Annotated in this window: 19 protein-coding genes; 5 read left to right on the top strand and 14 right to left on the bottom strand. The window is 35.4% G+C overall.

The window, feature by feature from the left end; translation table 11 throughout:
- Window positions 1–2: 2 nt before the first annotated feature.
- Genes hisB through hisA form a run of 3 tightly spaced genes read left to right on the top strand, consistent with a single transcriptional unit; the run spans window position 3 to window position 2,435 of the window.
- A complete protein-coding gene (gene hisB, locus V6255_RS08795; RefSeq protein WP_341627809.1) occupies window positions 3–1,073 on the top strand; it encodes a bifunctional histidinol-phosphatase/imidazoleglycerol-phosphate dehydratase HisB in 1,071 nt (356 codons plus the stop codon).
- Window positions 1,070–1,693, top strand: a complete 624-nt coding sequence (hisH, locus tag V6255_RS08790; protein ID WP_341627808.1) for an imidazole glycerol phosphate synthase subunit HisH — start codon at window positions 1,070–1,072, stop codon at window positions 1,691–1,693. Before hisB ends, hisH begins: the two co-directional genes overlap by 4 nt.
- A 4-nt stretch (window positions 1,694–1,697) precedes the next feature.
- Window positions 1,698–2,435, top strand: coding sequence for a 1-(5-phosphoribosyl)-5-[(5-phosphoribosylamino)methylideneamino]imidazole-4-carboxamide isomerase (gene hisA, locus V6255_RS08785; RefSeq protein ID WP_341627807.1), 738 nt, complete (start codon window positions 1,698–1,700; stop codon window positions 2,433–2,435).
- A 98-nt stretch (window positions 2,436–2,533) separates the two neighbouring features.
- Here the strand turns inward: hisA and msrA are convergent, their stop codons facing one another.
- The 14 genes from msrA to V6255_RS08715 all read right to left on the bottom strand — a co-directional run bounded on the left by msrA (window position 2,534) and on the right by V6255_RS08715 (window position 14,644).
- Window positions 2,534–3,034 carry a peptide-methionine (S)-S-oxide reductase MsrA gene (gene msrA, locus V6255_RS08780; protein ID WP_341627806.1) on the bottom strand — a complete coding sequence of 167 codons (501 nt, stop codon included), beginning with the start codon at window positions 3,032–3,034 and terminating at the stop codon, window positions 2,534–2,536.
- 447 nt (window positions 3,035–3,481) lie between these two features.
- Entirely contained in the window at window positions 3,482–4,720 is a 1,239-nt protein-coding gene (locus tag V6255_RS08775; protein ID WP_341627805.1) for a cyclopropane-fatty-acyl-phospholipid synthase family protein, read from the bottom strand.
- 33 nt (window positions 4,721–4,753) lie between these two features.
- Window positions 4,754–5,548 carry a DUF1365 domain-containing protein gene (locus V6255_RS08770; protein WP_341627804.1) on the bottom strand — a complete coding sequence of 265 codons (795 nt, stop codon included), beginning with the start codon at window positions 5,546–5,548 and terminating at the stop codon, window positions 4,754–4,756.
- A 5-nt stretch (window positions 5,549–5,553) separates the two neighbouring features.
- Complete coding sequence (locus tag V6255_RS08765; protein ID WP_341627803.1) at window positions 5,554–6,828, bottom strand: NAD(P)/FAD-dependent oxidoreductase; 1,275 nt, start codon at window positions 6,826–6,828, stop codon at window positions 5,554–5,556.
- A gap of 5 nt (window positions 6,829–6,833) precedes the next feature.
- The gene (locus V6255_RS08760) at window positions 6,834–7,550 is read right to left on the bottom strand and encodes an SDR family NAD(P)-dependent oxidoreductase (RefSeq protein ID WP_341627802.1); all 717 of its coding nucleotides are present in this window, start codon (window positions 7,548–7,550) and stop codon (window positions 6,834–6,836) included.
- Complete coding sequence (locus V6255_RS08755) at window positions 7,550–8,002, bottom strand: nuclear transport factor 2 family protein (RefSeq protein WP_025565555.1); 453 nt, start codon at window positions 8,000–8,002, stop codon at window positions 7,550–7,552. The genes V6255_RS08760 and V6255_RS08755 overlap by 1 nt, the downstream gene beginning before the upstream one ends.
- 90 nt (window positions 8,003–8,092) lie before the next feature.
- Window positions 8,093–9,481, bottom strand: coding sequence for a deoxyribodipyrimidine photo-lyase (phrB, locus tag V6255_RS08750; RefSeq protein ID WP_341627801.1), 1,389 nt, complete (start codon window positions 9,479–9,481; stop codon window positions 8,093–8,095).
- Window positions 9,482–9,611: 130 nt separating this feature from the next.
- Window positions 9,612–10,571, bottom strand: a complete 960-nt coding sequence (locus V6255_RS08745; protein ID WP_341627800.1) for a DUF523 and DUF1722 domain-containing protein — start codon at window positions 10,569–10,571, stop codon at window positions 9,612–9,614.
- A 57-nt stretch (window positions 10,572–10,628) separates the two neighbouring features.
- On the bottom strand, window positions 10,629–11,357 hold the full coding sequence (locus tag V6255_RS08740; RefSeq protein ID WP_341627799.1) for a ChrR family anti-sigma-E factor: 729 nt from the start codon (window positions 11,355–11,357) through the stop codon (window positions 10,629–10,631).
- Window positions 11,350–11,976 carry a sigma-70 family RNA polymerase sigma factor gene (locus V6255_RS08735; RefSeq protein ID WP_341627798.1) on the bottom strand — a complete coding sequence of 209 codons (627 nt, stop codon included), beginning with the start codon at window positions 11,974–11,976 and terminating at the stop codon, window positions 11,350–11,352. Before V6255_RS08735 ends, V6255_RS08740 begins: the two co-directional genes overlap by 8 nt.
- Window positions 11,977–12,070: 94 nt before the next feature.
- On the bottom strand, window positions 12,071–12,643 hold the full coding sequence (locus V6255_RS08730; RefSeq protein WP_341627797.1) for an LON peptidase substrate-binding domain-containing protein: 573 nt from the start codon (window positions 12,641–12,643) through the stop codon (window positions 12,071–12,073).
- Between the two features lie 254 nt (window positions 12,644–12,897).
- Window positions 12,898–13,458, bottom strand: a complete 561-nt coding sequence (locus V6255_RS08725; RefSeq protein ID WP_341627796.1) for a DUF3833 domain-containing protein — start codon at window positions 13,456–13,458, stop codon at window positions 12,898–12,900.
- Between the two features lie 78 nt (window positions 13,459–13,536).
- Window positions 13,537–14,157 carry a chalcone isomerase family protein gene (locus V6255_RS08720; protein ID WP_341627795.1) on the bottom strand — a complete coding sequence of 207 codons (621 nt, stop codon included), beginning with the start codon at window positions 14,155–14,157 and terminating at the stop codon, window positions 13,537–13,539.
- Window positions 14,150–14,644, bottom strand: a complete 495-nt coding sequence (locus V6255_RS08715; protein WP_341627794.1) for a DUF2878 domain-containing protein — start codon at window positions 14,642–14,644, stop codon at window positions 14,150–14,152. Before V6255_RS08715 ends, V6255_RS08720 begins: the two co-directional genes overlap by 8 nt.
- 412 nt (window positions 14,645–15,056) lie before the next feature.
- On the opposite strand from V6255_RS08715, the gene hisF reads away from it, so the two are divergent.
- The gene (gene hisF / locus V6255_RS08710; RefSeq protein WP_341627793.1) at window positions 15,057–15,830 is read left to right on the top strand and encodes an imidazole glycerol phosphate synthase subunit HisF; all 774 of its coding nucleotides are present in this window, start codon (window positions 15,057–15,059) and stop codon (window positions 15,828–15,830) included.
- The gene (hisIE, locus tag V6255_RS08705) at window positions 15,827–16,465 is read left to right on the top strand and encodes a bifunctional phosphoribosyl-AMP cyclohydrolase/phosphoribosyl-ATP diphosphatase HisIE (protein ID WP_341627792.1); all 639 of its coding nucleotides are present in this window, start codon (window positions 15,827–15,829) and stop codon (window positions 16,463–16,465) included. Before hisF ends, hisIE begins: the two co-directional genes overlap by 4 nt.
- Window positions 16,466–16,709 lie beyond the last annotated feature (244 nt).

The following is a 16,709-nucleotide window of genomic DNA, read 5'->3' as shown; positions in this document are numbered from 1 at the left end:
AAATGAGTACACAAAAATTTCTATTCATCGATCGAGATGGCACATTAATCGATGAACCTATTAGTGATAAGCAAGTAGATAGCCTTGAGAAATTGGTTTTTGAACCTTATGTGATCCCAAGTTTATTAGCATTACAAGATGCAGGCTTCACATTAGTGATAGTTTCAAACCAAGATGGTTTAGGGACAGACAGCTATCCGCAAAGTGATTTTGATATTCCACAAAATAAAATGATGGAAATATTCGCGTCACAAGGTGTCAAATTTGAAGCAACATTATTATGCCCACACTTTCCTGAAGACAACTGTAGCTGTCGTAAACCACACTTAGGGATGGTGAAAGAATACTTACAGTCTGGTCGCATTGATCACGCAAATTCTTATGTCATTGGTGACCGTCATACTGATATCGGTTTAGCCGATAACATGGCGATTACCGGTATTCTTTATAATAAAGAGACACTAGGTTGGAAACAGATAGTTAAGCAATTAACAACTCTAGGACGTACAGCATCAGTGACACGTACCACTAAAGAAACGGATATTAATGTCTTTGTTGATTTAGATACGACTGGCGACAATAAAATTGATACGGGTATGGGATTCTTTGACCATATGTTAGATCAAATCGCAACGCATGCTGGTTTCCAACTAAATGTTAGTGTAAAAGGTGATTTACATATTGATGACCATCATAGTGTTGAAGATACCGCATTAGCACTAGGTGACGCATTAGATAAAGCATTAGGTGATAAAAGAGGTATTGGACGTTTTGGTTTTGTATTGCCAATGGATGAAACCAAAGCAAGTTGTACTCTAGATTTATCAGGGCGCCCTTTCCTTAAGTTTAAAGCTGATTTCCCGCGTGAATTAGTCGGGACGATGTCAACTGAAATGGTTGAGCATTTCTTTTATTCATTAGCGCAAGCAATGCGTGCGACTATCCATTTAGAAGTTGAAAATGGTAATGCACATCATATGGTCGAAGGTTTATTTAAAACATTTGGTCGCACTTTACGTCAAAGTATACAAATTATTGGTACCGACTTGCCATCAAGTAAAGGTGTTTTATGATCGTTATTATTGATACTGGTTGCGCTAACCTATCGTCAGTACGTTTTGCAGTTGAACGTTTAGGTTATGAAGTGGTTGTGAGTAAAGACCCTGTGATTCTTCAACAAGCCACTAAGTTATTCTTACCTGGCGTAGGTACAGCCAAAGAAGCGATGGCAAATTTAATTGACCGCAACTTAGTTGAAGAAATTAAAAAACTAACTCAACCTGTTCTAGGTATTTGCTTAGGTATGCAAATGTTAGCCGAAGGCAGTGAAGAAGTCTTTGCAGAAGAAGCGAGTTCAGACGGTTCTGAAAATGAAGTCATTAAAACATTAGGTTTAGTCGACGGATTTGTTGAGAAAATGGACGTTGCACCATTACGCTCTCCTCATATGGGCTGGAATCAAATTACACCTAAGTTAGATGAACCTTTATTTAAAGATATTCCTGCAGGCACTTACTTCTATTTTGTGCATAGTTACGCATTACCAGTTAACGACAATACAATTGCAAGTTGTGAATACGGCACACCGTTTACGGCAGCCGTCAATAAAGACAACTTTTATGGGGTTCAATTTCACCCTGAGCGCTCAGGCAAAGCTGGCGCGCAATTAATCAAAAACTTTTTGGAGCTTTAATACTATGATTATCCCAGCACTTGATCTGATTGACGGTAAAGTTGTTCGTTTATACCAAGGCGATTACGATCAAAAAACAGTTTACAGCGATGATCCACAAAGCTTATACACCATTTACAATGAACAAGGCGCTAATTGGTTGCACCTTGTTGATTTAGACGGTGCAAAAGATATTACTAAACGTCAGCTTAGCGTGATTGAAAGTTTAATCAAAAATACACCGGCTAAAGTACAAGTTGGTGGCGGCGTGCGTACAGAAGCTGACGTAAAAGGTTTATTAGACGCAGGTGCTCACCGTGTTGTTATCGGTTCAACTGCTGTTAAAGAACCTGAAATGGTTGCGGGTTGGATGGAAAAGTACGGTCCTGAACATATTGTATTAGCACTTGATATTAATATTGATGCAGATGGTAACAAGATTGTTGCGGTATCTGGTTGGCAAGAAGACAGTGGCCAAACCATTGAGTCGCTATTAGAAATCTACATGAAAGTTGGTTTAAAACATGTGTTATGTACTGACATTTCTAAAGACGGCACGTTAACGGGTTCTAATGTCAACTTATATAAAGAAATGGTCGTCGCATTTCCAAGCGTTTCTTGGCAAGCATCTGGTGGTATCGGTTCATTAGATGATATTGCTGATGTTGCACGCTCTGGTGCTCAAGGGATGATCGTAGGACGTGCATTACTTGAAGGTAAGTTCACAGTAGAAGAAGCGATTAACTGCTGGCAGAATGCTTAATAAGCCTATTTTAATCTAAAAAGCTTATAACTAAATAAATAATAACGGCTGAATATTTAAATATTCAGTCGTTATTATTTTAATCTATAATCGAAATATTAACTGCTTGACGGCAAAACCCAATCTTTGCGTGCAAAATGACAAGTGTAGCCATTAGGTAATCGTTGTAAATAATCTTGATGTTCAGGCTCAGCTTCCCAAAAGTCCCCGGCTGCTTCTAATTCTGTCACAACCACACCTGGCCATATGCCTGATGCATTAACATCAGAGATGGTTTTTATCGATTCTTGTAACTGACTTTCCGAAGTGTAATAAATAGCTGAACGATAAGATGCACCTAAATCATTACCTTGTCTTAACTTGGTAGAGGGATCGTGTATTTGAAAAAAGAACTCAAGTAACTTTCTGAAACTAATTTCTTGATTATCAAATGTAATTTCAATACCTTCAGCATGTGTCCCGTGATCTCTATAAGTTGCATTAGCAACGTCACCACCGGTATAACCAACCCTAGTGCTTTCTACTCCAGGTAATTTACGGATTAAATCCTGCATTCCCCAAAAACAACCACCTGCTAATACTGCAATTTCTTTACTCATTATAATTCCTAAGTTGTGCTGAATATTATTAAGTTTATGAATATACATAAACTTTAAATTGGATGATACCCGTTACCATTCAAGGTACAAAAATTCAGCAAATGCTGAAGTGACAATCGCCAGGCAGAAAGAGGAAGATCTAACGGGGTAAATCGATACTTTCTAACAACACAGATATTTACTTGATCGCTTGGCCTCTAGGTCGTTAGCTTGAGAACCTACGCTACACTTTTTGGCTACCTTCGATAAATACATACCATTGTCATGATGTTGCGCCTTGATTTGGAGTCCAAGTTAATGACTGAACAAAGAACCTTAAACGGTAACGACTATATATCAATAACTAAAATGTGAAGCATAAAAATTAAATCGTTAGGTATTGCTTTAAATTAAAAATCCGAATTAATATTCGGCTTTTTATGATTGTTTTATTATGCTTAATTAACGCTATTTTCTTGCGACTAAATGAACCGTACTAATAGAACGTTCTAAAAAAGCACCTTCACAATAAGCAAAGTAATATAACCAAAGTCGTTTAAACTCTTCATCGTAACCATGTTGTGTTAACTCACTCCAAGAAGCAAGGAAGTTAGTACGCCAATCGGCTAGAGTCTTAGCGTAATCTAAACCGATATCGTGCAAACCTTCTATCACTAAGTCACTACTTGTTGTTAACTGTTGAGACAGAATATTTACCGACGGTAAAAAGCCGCCAGGGAATATATAACGCTGTATAAAATCAACATTATTTTTATAGTGATTGAAGCGTTGATCTGCGATAGTAATCGATTGGATAAGCAGCTTCCCCCCCTCTTTCAAACGTGCATTACATTGTTCAAAAAAGCTTGGTAAAAACTCATATCCAACGGCTTCAATCATTTCAATTGAGACTACCTTGTCAAAAGTCCCAGTTAAATCTCTATAATCTTTTTTCAATAAAGTAATATTTTCTTCTAACTTTAATGCTTTAACTCGTTGTTGTGCATAGTCAAATTGTGCATCAGAGATAGTTGTGGTTGTCACTTTACAACCGTAATGCTGAGCAGCATAAATGGCTAAGCCACCCCAACCGGTTCCAATTTCTAATAAGTGGTCGTCTCTTGTTAATGCTAATCTGTCACAAATAGTTTTAAGTTTATATAATTGTGCGTATTCTAATGACGTTGTTTCAGAAGGATAAATAGCCGAAGAATACATCATTTGAGGATCAAGAAAGCGAGTGTAAAGTTCATTGCCGAGATCATAATGCGCTAGTATATTACGCTTCGAACCAGACTGTGTATTACGATTCTGCCAGTGACTAATTGTATTCTTAATTTTATTAAGTAATGATCTATTTGAATCTAATTTATCCGTTTGCTGCTGTGCTTTAGCAAAAATGCGGATCACATGTGTTAAGTTAGGGCTGCTCCACTTTCCTGCAATGAATGCTTCTGCGACACCAATGCTTCCGCCTTTCACAAAATCACGATACAGGCTCATATCATGGATATGTATTTTTGCCTTAATCGTACTATCATCTGCATCTTGTAATGTGTTTTCTGGAAAAAAAAGATGTTCAGAACCTTCAACAACCTCTAACTGGCCATAACTCAGTTTTAAAAATACAGAATGGACTAATGAACGACAGCGTTTGTCAAACCAATTTGTTGTTTCTACTGCTGTAACATTTTGTATTTCTTCCATTGAATTCTCCTAGAATGTAAACTTTATTAAGCTTTAATTAATTTTTTGATAGCCGATAAAAGGTATTCTTTTAATAAATAACTTTAATGCTTGCCAATAAATACCGATAACTATCTTTCCTGTCATAATTGGAATTTGCGCCCAAACATGAAATAAATTTCGTTTACTGAATGCTTTTTTCTTTAAGATTAAACTGGCTTCAAATAGTTTAGTAACCTCACCATCTTCTTCATTAGTTCGCTTGTTTTCTATTTTCACTAATAATTTATCGCTATTCACCTCAGGTGCCTTGATATGCCAAATGTAGCTCATATCAAGGTCCATAAAAGGAGATACCTGAAAAACCTTCTGACTTGTTTTAGGTTTATCTTGTTCTAATAAATCGACTAAATAATAATGACGTTCATTCCAAGGTGTATTGCTTACTTCTGCTAACATTTGCGTACAATTGTTATCTTTGTCATAACAAAAATAAAAGTTAGCTGGGCTGAAATAGATGCCAAAACACCTGACCTGAACTAACATCAATATTCTTTCAATATCAGGAAAACCATTCAGCAGATTAACTTTATCTTTTATACGCTGTGATAATGAGTTAGGTTCACTTCTTAGGTAATCTTTCTCAACAAAACGCAATGGGTGATACCAAGAAAAACCGAACACCCCTTGTCCCTTATCAGCCTGTTCAACCTCATCAACATCTAACGCCAACATAAATAAAGTCGTGTTGAAGCGATGAGTTTTAGGCAAAAACCGTTTATGGACAACGTTACCCACGTAAATATTACTTTGACCAAATACTGTAGAGGTTGATTTAACAGAAGACATAACAGCTATTTACTCGCAAATGCATCAAGAAAACAATCGAATCGCTGCGCTACTTCAACAGCACTTCTTACTCCGTCCTCATGAAAACCACTATGCCAATATGCACCGGCAAAGTGTGTATGCTGTTTTCCACAAATAAGATCTCGTTGTTGTTGTGCTCTAATAGATGCTGAAGAGAAAATTGGATGATGATAATTATATTCTTTCAATATTTTATCTGGATCAATATCTTGCTTCTGATTCAATGTAACGCAAAAAGTATGGTCACTATAAAATCCCTGTAATATATTCATATTGTAGGTAACACTGGCAGGTTTAGATCGATCTTGACTCAATTGATAATTCCAACTTGCCCAAGCAGTTTCTCTGTCTGGCAATAAACTGACATCAGTATGAAGAATCACAGAGTTCTCGCTGTAAGGCATATCTGAAAGCAACGCTTCTTCATCTTCAGTAGCATCACTTAATAGTGATAGTGCTTGATCAGAATGACAAGCAATAACCACTTCATCAAATGTTTGTTTATCATCGGGATTGTCAAAGTGAATTTGGACTTTATTATCATTTCGTGTGATACCCAAAATATTAGCATTAAGGTAAATATTATTTTTAAAGGGTTCGCATAGCGGTGCTAAGTAACTGCTTGAACCATTTGGGATAACATACCATTGAGGCCTATCTGCAATATTCAATAACCCATGATGATGGAAAAATTGAACGAAAAATCTAAACTCAAACTCTTCCATTTGTTCTAATGAACTAGACCAAATTGCAGCGCCCATTGGTAAAATATAATGTTCAGCAAAGAAATCACTGAATTTATGCACCGTTAAAAATTCACCTAGTGTTAATCCAGGTTGATAAACGTCAGCTTCGTAAATACCTTTACACAATTTATTGAATCGTAAAATCTCTTTGACCAATAACCAAAATTTAGGGTTAAGTAAGTTTCGTCTTTGTGCAAACAATGTATTTAGATTATGCCCATTATATTCCAAACTAGTGTGGCAATTGTGGACTGAAAAACTCATCTCAGTTGCTTTTTTACCAATGCCGATTTCATCGAGTAATGCTAAGTAATTAGGGTATGTTTTATCATTAAAGACAATAAAGCCGGTATCAATTGCGTAAGGTATTCCATCTTTTTCTATATCGACAGTGGCAGTATGCCCTCCAATATAATCATTTTTTTCGAATACGGTAACATTATGTTTTTTAGATAATAAATAAGCAGATGTAAGACCAGAAATGCCTGAACCAATAATTGCGATATTTTTCATGAAAGTTAATCCTTTACGATAATTTTCTGCCAAACAAAATCAGGCAATAATGAGATAGCTTTTAGTAGTAAGGTTAAACGTTTGGGAAAGTGTGCGTATGATTTTCGTTTTTCAATGGCTATTATAATACGAGAAGCAGCTTCATCACTAGACAGTAAGAATGGCATTGAGAAATCATTTTTGTCCGTAAGAGGTGTTTTGATGAATCCAGGATGAATTAATGTGACATCAATTTCTTCTTTTATTAAATCTAATTTTAAACTTTTTGCTAAATAGTCGACACCAGCTTTAGAGGCGCCGTAGGCTTCACTTCTTTGAAAAGGTAACAATGTTGCGCTTGAACTAACAAACACGACTTGCCCGCCCTTTTTAACCTTAGGTAAAAGATATTGCAACAACCACCCTAGTGAAATTAAATTAGTTTGAATAACATCAGCAAATAACTCACCATCAAAATGTTTGGCATCATCGATATACCGGCAGTTACCTGCATTTAAAATTAACACATCTAATGATTCTATAGTTCTTGAGGCTTCTTCAATGGCTTGTTGGTCTGTAATATCAAAGCAACATGTTTTAAAAGCGACATTACCCATCGAAGAGAGCTGTTGTTGATTTCTTCCACAAACAATGACTTGTTCTCCCTGTTCGCTATACTGTTCAAACAAAGAATAACCAATACCAGACGTTGCCCCTGTAATTAAAATAGTTTTATTCGACATTATTTAGCCGCCTTACTTTTAACTAAACGGATCACTTTCCCTAAGACAGGTAGTTGCTCATATAGCATAGAGCCTAAATCTAAAAAATCACGATGATAAATCACCTTTCCGTCTTTAGAGCGTAAATGAGAGCTGCCAAACACAGAAACTTCATTACCTTTATTAAGTTTAGGGTGCTGATAAATCATCTCCCAATATATGGCCGCTTGATCTGGTTGAGCAATAACATTACTGATAATAAACTGACAACTATTAAGGTTCTGGTACAAACCTTGAAAGTATTGTTGCAGGTCAGCTAGCCCATTTATTTCATGAATAGGATCAATAAAAGTCACTTCCTGATGATAAATTGAGTCTAGTAAGTCTAAATTATTAATGTTGAGTTTTTGATATACCGAATTAAACTCATTTAACCAATCAGGTGACTTATCATGTAAAGATTCATTATTCATATTGCCTGCCATATACAGTGAGAAACTAAAAATGACACTATCAATATAACCATTAACAACGGACTTAATTAATATTTTAGTGTCAAACGCCTATTTATAAAAAGCTAAAGCATTTAATCTGGCTTCTTTGTGATCAACAATCGCAGGCCAATAAATAGATAAGTGTTGTTGCTTAATATATTTATGTGGGAAGTGAATTTGTTTGTCAGGTATTTTACTTAGCTCCGGTATATATTTACGGATAAAAGTCCCTTTAGGATCAAATCTTTCGCTCTGTGTAATAGGGTTAAAAATTCTAAAGTAAGGTTGAGCATCACAACCAGTACTTGAAGCCCACTGCCAACCGCCATTATTTGAGGCTAAATCACCATCAATTAAATGCTGCATAAAATACTTCTCACCTAAGCGCCAATCTATTAAAAGATGCTTTGTTAAAAAGCTAGCAACGACCATACGTAATCGATTATGCATCCATCCAGTTTGGTTAAGTTGTCTCATTGCAGCATCTACTAATGGATACCCTGTCTTGCCTTCACACCATGCAGTAAAAAGCTTTTCATCATAAGGCCACATCGCTTGATGATATTTTTCGTTAAAGCATTGATGTTTACATAATCGAGGTTGGTCGAACATTAAATGGCGATAAAATTCACGCCATATAATTTCATTTAACCAACAAAACTCTTCACTATCACTAGAGATTAAAATGTCGGGAAATTTATTAAGTAACGTATTGAAAATATAACCTGGACTTAATACACCCGCGGCGAGATAAGGAGAAAAACCACTAGTGCCTTTAATCGAAGGAATATCACGTACCGTTTTATAATGAGTGACTTTATCTCGATAAAATTGTGGTATTGCTTTATCCATCACTACATTAACTAAAGGCCATTTACTCGAAAGTGAGTCTGATTGAGTTGTTTTCTTTGACTCATCTGAAGCAGTGGTATTAATTGCTTCTATATTACCCAGATAATTAAAGCCAAATTCGCGAACATAAGTTAACCAAGCTTTCTTAAAAGGTGTAAATACCTTATACATTTTGCCTGACTGATTAACTATCTTACCTTTTGGCACAATCACATCAGCTTCAAACAATGTTAAAGGAATACCCTGTTCTAGACACGTACGATCACGTTGGACTTCGTTATATTCAAGCTCACTATTTGCTATTACGCTACTTATATCATGTTGTTCACAATATGATTTTAGATAGTCAATTTGCGCGGTGAAATCATCGACTTCGACAATAGATAACTCAATATTTAATGCTGCTAATTCATCGACCAAAGCTTGAGCATGGCGTTTGACAAAATCTATTTTAATCGCAGACCAATCGTGTGCTAACCATTGTAGTTCTGAAACAAAAAAAATCGCTTTGGCTGGTGTTTCAAGGGGAGTTTGATTGATGAAAAATTGCAAAGCAGGATTATCGTTCGTTCTTAGATCATTACGAAACCAAAGTAATTGTGCCATAGAGGTAGAATATTTCCTTGAGTGTTATTAATAAAAAAGTAGATTACAAAACAGGTAATAAAACGCTACTTATTGGTTAAGTAGCGTTTTGTATTAAACATATAAAATTGAAGATAGAATACAATGACGTTTAGTAAGCGTATCTTAATCTTAATGCTTCAGGATAAGGAGACAAGTAAGATTGACCTTTTAAATAATCCTTTGGATATTGCATTAAATAATGATTTATCAAGGTTAACGGTGCAATCAAAGGTAATAACCCTAAACGATATCCATCAATCTGTTCACATAACTCTTTACGTTGTGCCGCAACTAAATGCTTAGAAAAATACCCTTGAATATGCGTCAACGTATTCACATGGTTTTTACGTGTTGCTGGTATTTTAAGTGCTTCCATCAGGCCTGAAATATATTGAGATGCTTTTTCAGCTAATGGTAAGTCAACATCAGCCAATAATTGACCTAACTTTTTATAAGCCACTAAGTTGTGACTCATTACTGTATATTTGTAGTGGCTATGAAAAGTCGTCAGTTTATGTTTTGTTAGACCCGTTGCGCTAATATTTTGCCAATGTTTATAAGCATAAATACGCGCTACAAAATTTTCACGAATATGCATATCATTTAAACGACCGTTTTCCTCACAAGGTAATAAAGGATTACCTTCCATTATTTCTTTAGCAAAAGCACCAATACCTTCTGAGGTTAACGAATTACCTTCAGGCGAATACACTTTAACGCGCTCCATACCACAGCTCGGGCTCTTGGCACAAAAAACATAACCACTTAAGTGCTTCGTCATTTCAGCTACTTTTTTACCGTATGCATGAAGTGCCTCTGTTACATCACCACTTCCATCGGGTCTCGCAACAGTAATCAAGTCATCTTTTTTTATTAAACGAATAGTTGGTCGTGGTATTGGTAGACCTATCGCAACTTCAGGGCAAAAAGATTCATACTCAACATGCTCACCCAACTCATCAATACAGAATCGAGAAGGTTTATTGCTTGAATCAAATCTTACTTTTTGTCCGATTAGACAAGCACTAATACCAATCTTAATATCTTCTTTTGTTACCGAATAAATCATTATTCGCTCCCTTGAATAAATAAACCGCTGCTAATCAATAGATAAACATTTAACTGATTAATAAATAAAACTACCGATAGGATTTAATAATTTATTAATACCTTGAGTAAAGTGTAGAGCATCATTTGCAACTGTGTAGCAAAGGCAACCATTTTCTGACATAGGCGTATGGGTAAAAGTACCATCGAGCATAATAAAGTCGCCTTTGTTATATTCACCTTCATGATCTGTAAATGAACCATCTAATAAAACAGTTAATTCAAACCCTTTGTGTGTATGCGCTGGGACACCACCACCTGCATTAATATGTAATAGATTTGAATGAATTTCATCTTCATTTAATTGTAATCTAGAGCGAGATAATTTACCGATATTGGCTGCTTTACCAAACCCGATATTATTCAACGCGGTTGGTAACACATACGTTTTATCTCGGAATGTGACACTTCGTTCAATAGGCTCTTGTGTTTCAGCTAAGTCATCAGAAAAAGTGATGTTACTGATCATAGAGTCAAAAACGGTATCTTCATCTAAACTGCCATCGATATCTATGCCTGAATAGCCTGAAGCATCTAGTCGTTCCATACTAGCTAAATCCATATCATCTAAGCTGATAACTGATCCTTCAAAACTTTGTTCTGCTACTTGCTCAGTCAACTGCGCAATTTTTTGCTGGCAAATAGGACACATATCTGCGTGAATAGCGATGCCAATAGATAATGAAGCAGGTAAATCGCCATTAACAAATGATTGAATTAATTCAAATTTAGGATGATGTTTAATCATTATCGTCTCCTAATTGCACTTTTAACTTAGCTAACGCTAAACGTAACCTAGATTTAATAGTGCCTAGTGGTAAATTAAGATGGTTAGCCAATTGTTCTTGTGACATTTCCATCAAGTAGAAGCCTTTTACAACTTCCTGTTGAGCCTCAGGTAAGGCTTCAATAACGCGTAATAACTGTTTGTTTTCAAGATGATCTTCGTAAGGTTGCTCTTCAGACACTGCAGATTCTGCAATTGGCCAAATATCATCACTTAAATTGTCTTCTTTATTACTTTTGATTTTACGAAGTATGTCAAAGGTAACGTTACGCATTATTGTATAAACCCATGTTGTCGCGGCACCTTTGTCTGCATCAAACAAGTGTGCTTTACGCCATACATTACTCATGGTGTCTTGAACGACTTCATGAGACTGCGCTTCATTAGGGAATTTACTACGTGCGATACGTTGTATTTTTGGGGCAAAAAACTTAAATAAGTGTGTGAATGCAATTTTACATCTTGCATTAGCAACTTGATTAAGCCATTCACTTAATTGAGTGTGATCTATTTTATCTGTCATGCTACTAGATTTAGCATGACTGACTTGCGTTGGCAATTTAGTTTGTACAGCTACCATAATTTATTCCCAAATTTGGACTCTGGTAACTAATACGTACACAAATTCTAATAAGATCACTTACAGATGAAAAAAATTAAATATTTTACAGATATTAAATTTCTTTAGAAATAATTGAATTAACAAGTTTTTTTGCTTCAACATAAGATGAATTAAAGACGAAGTCGTTTTTAACATCGAAAGGGATCGGTAATAGCTCTAACCACCTTGATACAACCCAATATGGGTTATTGGTTAGTTTGTGATGGTATAAATCATTGAGTAAAATATTACTTTCGAATAACGACAATAAAGAGTCAGCTAATAAAATAAGATGTGTATCAGACTGTTTTTCAGACCAGTGATGTATTTGCTGAATATCTGCGAACTGTAAATTATCTTTATCTGATTCGGTGACCGCCAATTCAACTAACGATTTACACTTCACATCGACCTCTAAAACGCCATCTTCTCCTTTATCAAAATTAATAATTTCGACCCAACTCCCCCAACGAGAGGTATTAGCATTTGATTGTTGATTTGGTGAAATGATAAAACCACCCAACGTCGAAGATATGCCAACCATTTTCAAATATCTTGCTTCAAAAATTCTTAAACGTGTAATACCACCCGGTAATAAAAAGATAGCTAATGGAAACATGGGAAGATTAATTGTTTTGTTGGTCATTACGGCCCCTCTTATTTTGTGTTATGTCGAGTGTCAGTTTTATTTTTATATATGTTCTTCACATAGCTTCTTTTATATAGAGTCTGTCATACATACTTAGTTGGTGATGCATTCGTATGCATGGTCTTCATTGTTATATAGATTGCTATATACCTTGTTATATACGTTGCGTTGAATAATAAAGTTCAAATAGTTCGAGCGGACTTTATTCAGATTTAACTCTTCCATCTTCACGTATTCTTAAAACTATTCACTTAAATATCGGATGCACATGTTTTAACAGGCGATTCTTTATCGAAAAACAAAGTAACGTTAGCAACGTTAAATCCAAATTTAGAAATAGCAGTTTTATTCATTACTCGATATTGATCAATTTGATACATCCAATCATCCATACTCACATCATAAGTTGTGCCGTCGACAGGAAGTCTTAATGTATAGTTAAATTGAAATGCAAAGCCTTGATGCTTTCCAATAGCGGTTCCAATGACATCTTCTGCATTACCTTGATAAATTCCATCCTCTTGTTTAACAAGATTCCAATTTCGATAGCTTATTTCACCGTCATTAAAATAAAATTTCTCAGCTAATACACCATTATTGCCATCCCACTTTCCGTCAAGTTCAACACAGAATCGTCTTGTCACTTTATTGCTACCATCTTGAATAGTTCCCCACGCGGTTACAGGGCCATTAAAATATTCTTTAATATCAAAATTATTAGCCTGTGGTTGATAATCAGTTAAGTTTGCTGAACAACTAGATATCAATAAACATGCGGCGACTGTTAAAGGTGTGTACTTATATTTAATCATGACAATTCCCTACGATGTGTCAATGTGATACCAATCCGGATAAATAAATGATTACTTAGATTGGTATCAGTATGTGTGTTATTGATTACCTAATAATGTTGTTCTTAATTTAGGCTCACTGGTGTTTTCTGATAACCAGATATCTAAAAACAAAGGCGCAAAATCCGCGTCGTCGATACTGCCCGCAAATTGATCATTAAAATAAAAGGCACTTCTGTTTTGTTCAACAACAAGCGTTAAGTTATCGCCTGATTTTATATCAGGCCAAATTTGCTTAAGTTTGGGAGTGAAAGCATTATAAACATCTTCTTTAATACCAAGATGTTGCCACTGCTCTATCGTACGTTGTATTAACTCTTTCGACGAAATGCTTCTTAAATAATTAATTTTATAAATTAATGTGCCATTCTTTGATATTTCAGGGTACTGCCCAGAAGTCGTTGACAATTCACTTTCATATACATCCCAAATGAAAACTGAAAATACCGCTTTACCTATTTGTTTTACAGGTTGTTCTTTCTCAACTTCATCTAGTGTACTTTCCCATTGATCTGATTCGACCATCTCATCTGCAAATGCACTGTTTTTAAGAAACACAGTAAAAAGCAGCGCTAGCAGGATGATTTTTGGCAGCAAGACCAGTGAATATTTTAATGAAGATAGATCCCAATATATTGGAAGTTTAATAAACTTATGCATGCACTAACCTTGTCTTAGTCATTACTGACTTTAAAAAGAAAAATAAGATGAACAACCCACCCCAAATGGCAGCAAGAATCAAATAAATCGTCAGTAATGGATAACCAAAACTAACAGCCTCCAATCTTTCTCCTGCGATATAGCTTAAAGGAGCGAATATCGCGCCAATTGTTATTTGTAACACCTTGGATGAACTTAAAAATGTTAAACTGTGGCAAACGGTACAAGCAAAACAAGCCCATAGGATAACTAACCAAAAAGGCATAAAGGTAGAATCCGGGAACATAAAAAACATAAAAAAATGTAATAGCGAATCAATTGAACTCCCGATGACCGTTATCAGTAACACTAATCGAGCTTCATTTTTTATGTGAGATAATTTAATCAGATGAAAAGCGATCATTGAAATAGCAACAGGGATAAAAGCGTTTCCCCAATAAATAAGCCCAAACCAAGCTAAATTAAACCCCAACATATTCGTTAACATTCTATATCTCTCCATGACGGTTATTGGTACAGGTATAAATACGTTCTTAAACTGCTTTTAGATCTGTCAATAGAAATGAATATCAATAAATAATTTTATTCCTATCATTTCATTGCTAAAGGTTAGATATCTAGATGGTAGTCAGGTTAAAACACTAAAAATACGAGGTTAAGTCCAACCAAAGCTTATCTAAGTTGATTTATCATTAGTTAAAATCTTTATATAGAGTGATTAAAAAATTATTTTTTATAAGATTAAAGCCTACAAACTGGTCCGTATTAAATATATAATGAGCTTATAATTAATTAATAATCTTTACAGTCACTTATGCTTATTTTATAAAAGCATCAGTAAATAACTTTAAGGCCTACGAAATGTTTAAAAATACAAGTTCACAAGATAGCGAGGCTTTATGTTAGCAAAGCGTATTATTCCTTGTTTAGATGTTAAAGATGGTCAAGTTGTAAAAGGCGTACAATTTCGAAACCATGAAATCGTAGGTGATATTGTGCCACTTGCTAAACGTTATGCAGAAGAAGGTGCAGACGAATTAGTATTTTATGACATTACTGCGAGTTCAGACGATCGTGTTGTTGATAAAAGTTGGGTAAGCCGCGTAGCAGAAGTCATTGATATCCCCTTTTGCGTAGCTGGCGGTATAAAAACCGAAGAAGATGCAAGACGTATTCTTGAGTTTGGTGCCGATAAAGTATCAATCAACAGCCCGGCACTTGCTGACCCAAGTTTAATTAATCGATTAGCTGAAAAATTCGGTACACAATGTATCGTTATTGGCATTGATTCATACTTCGATGAAGAAACGGGTCAACACCAAGTAAAACAATTCACCGGTAATGAAAAAGCGACGGTAACCACTAAATGGAATACCTTTGATTGGATAAAAGAAGTTCAATCTCGCGGGGCTGGTGAAGTCGTTTTAAACGTAATGAACCAAGATGGTGTTCGCTGTGGTTACGATATCAAACAATTAAGTCAAGCACGTGCTATTTGTAATATCCCATTAATTGCATCTGGTGGTGCAGGCGAAATGAGCCACTTTGCAGATGTATTTAATCAAGCAGATGTTGATGGTGCATTAGCCGCAAGTGTATTTCACAAACAAATAATTAATATTGGTGAGTTAAAATCTTACCTTAAATCAGAAAAGGTAGAGATCCGACTATGAATTTAGTAACTACAAGTTTAATGAAACAAGAACAACTAGAATCACTAGATTGGGCAAAAGTAGATAACTTAATGCCTGTTGTAGTGCAAAATAAAACATCAGGTAAAGTACTTATGCTGGGTTACGTTAACCAAGAGTCTTTAGCTGCAACACTTGAATCAGGTAAAATGACTTTTTTCAGCCGTACTAAGCAACGCTTATGGTGTAAAGGCGAAGAGTCAGGTAACTTCCTAAATGTTATCGAAATTAGCAGTGATTGCGATAATGACACTTTATTAGCAATTGTTGATCCCGTTGGCCCAACTTGTCACCTTGGTACTGAAACATGTTTTAAAGGTGAAGTAGAGCCTTCTTTAAGTTTTATCGCGGATTTAGAGCAAATTGTTAAAAGCCGTAAAGGTGCAGACCCTAAAAGCAGCTACACTGCTAGCTTATATGATCGTGGTACTAAGCGTATTGCACAAAAAGTGGGTGAAGAAGGCGTTGAAGTTGCTTTAGCAGCAATGGCTAAAGATATGGATGAGCTAACCTGTGAAAGTGCCGATTTAATATACCACTTAACAGTATTATTACAGAATGAAGGTTTAGCGCTTTCAGATGTAGCAGCAAAATTACAAGAACGTCATAGTAAATAAACACGATGGTTCAAAGCAGTTAATCTAACTGCTTACCAAACGATAAAAAGCCGCTAGTAGTATTTTACTTAGCGGCTTTTTTATCAAAAAAATTAATGTTTTATACCGATTACATTAAATAAGTGATCTAAATTTTGCGAAGGAAAAATGACTTAGTTCAAGGCGAAAATTGAGCTAAATGGTTGGTTTCCTTTACGAAATTTACAACGAAGAAATAAGTTATTTTAACAAGTAAAATAGATAA

Source organism: Psychromonas arctica (assembly GCF_038155225.1).
Taxonomy (GTDB): domain Bacteria; phylum Pseudomonadota; class Gammaproteobacteria; order Enterobacterales; family Psychromonadaceae; genus Psychromonas; species Psychromonas arctica_B.
The sequence above is the reverse complement of the archived record's forward strand: the minus strand, read 5'-3'. Positions and strand labels throughout refer to the sequence as shown.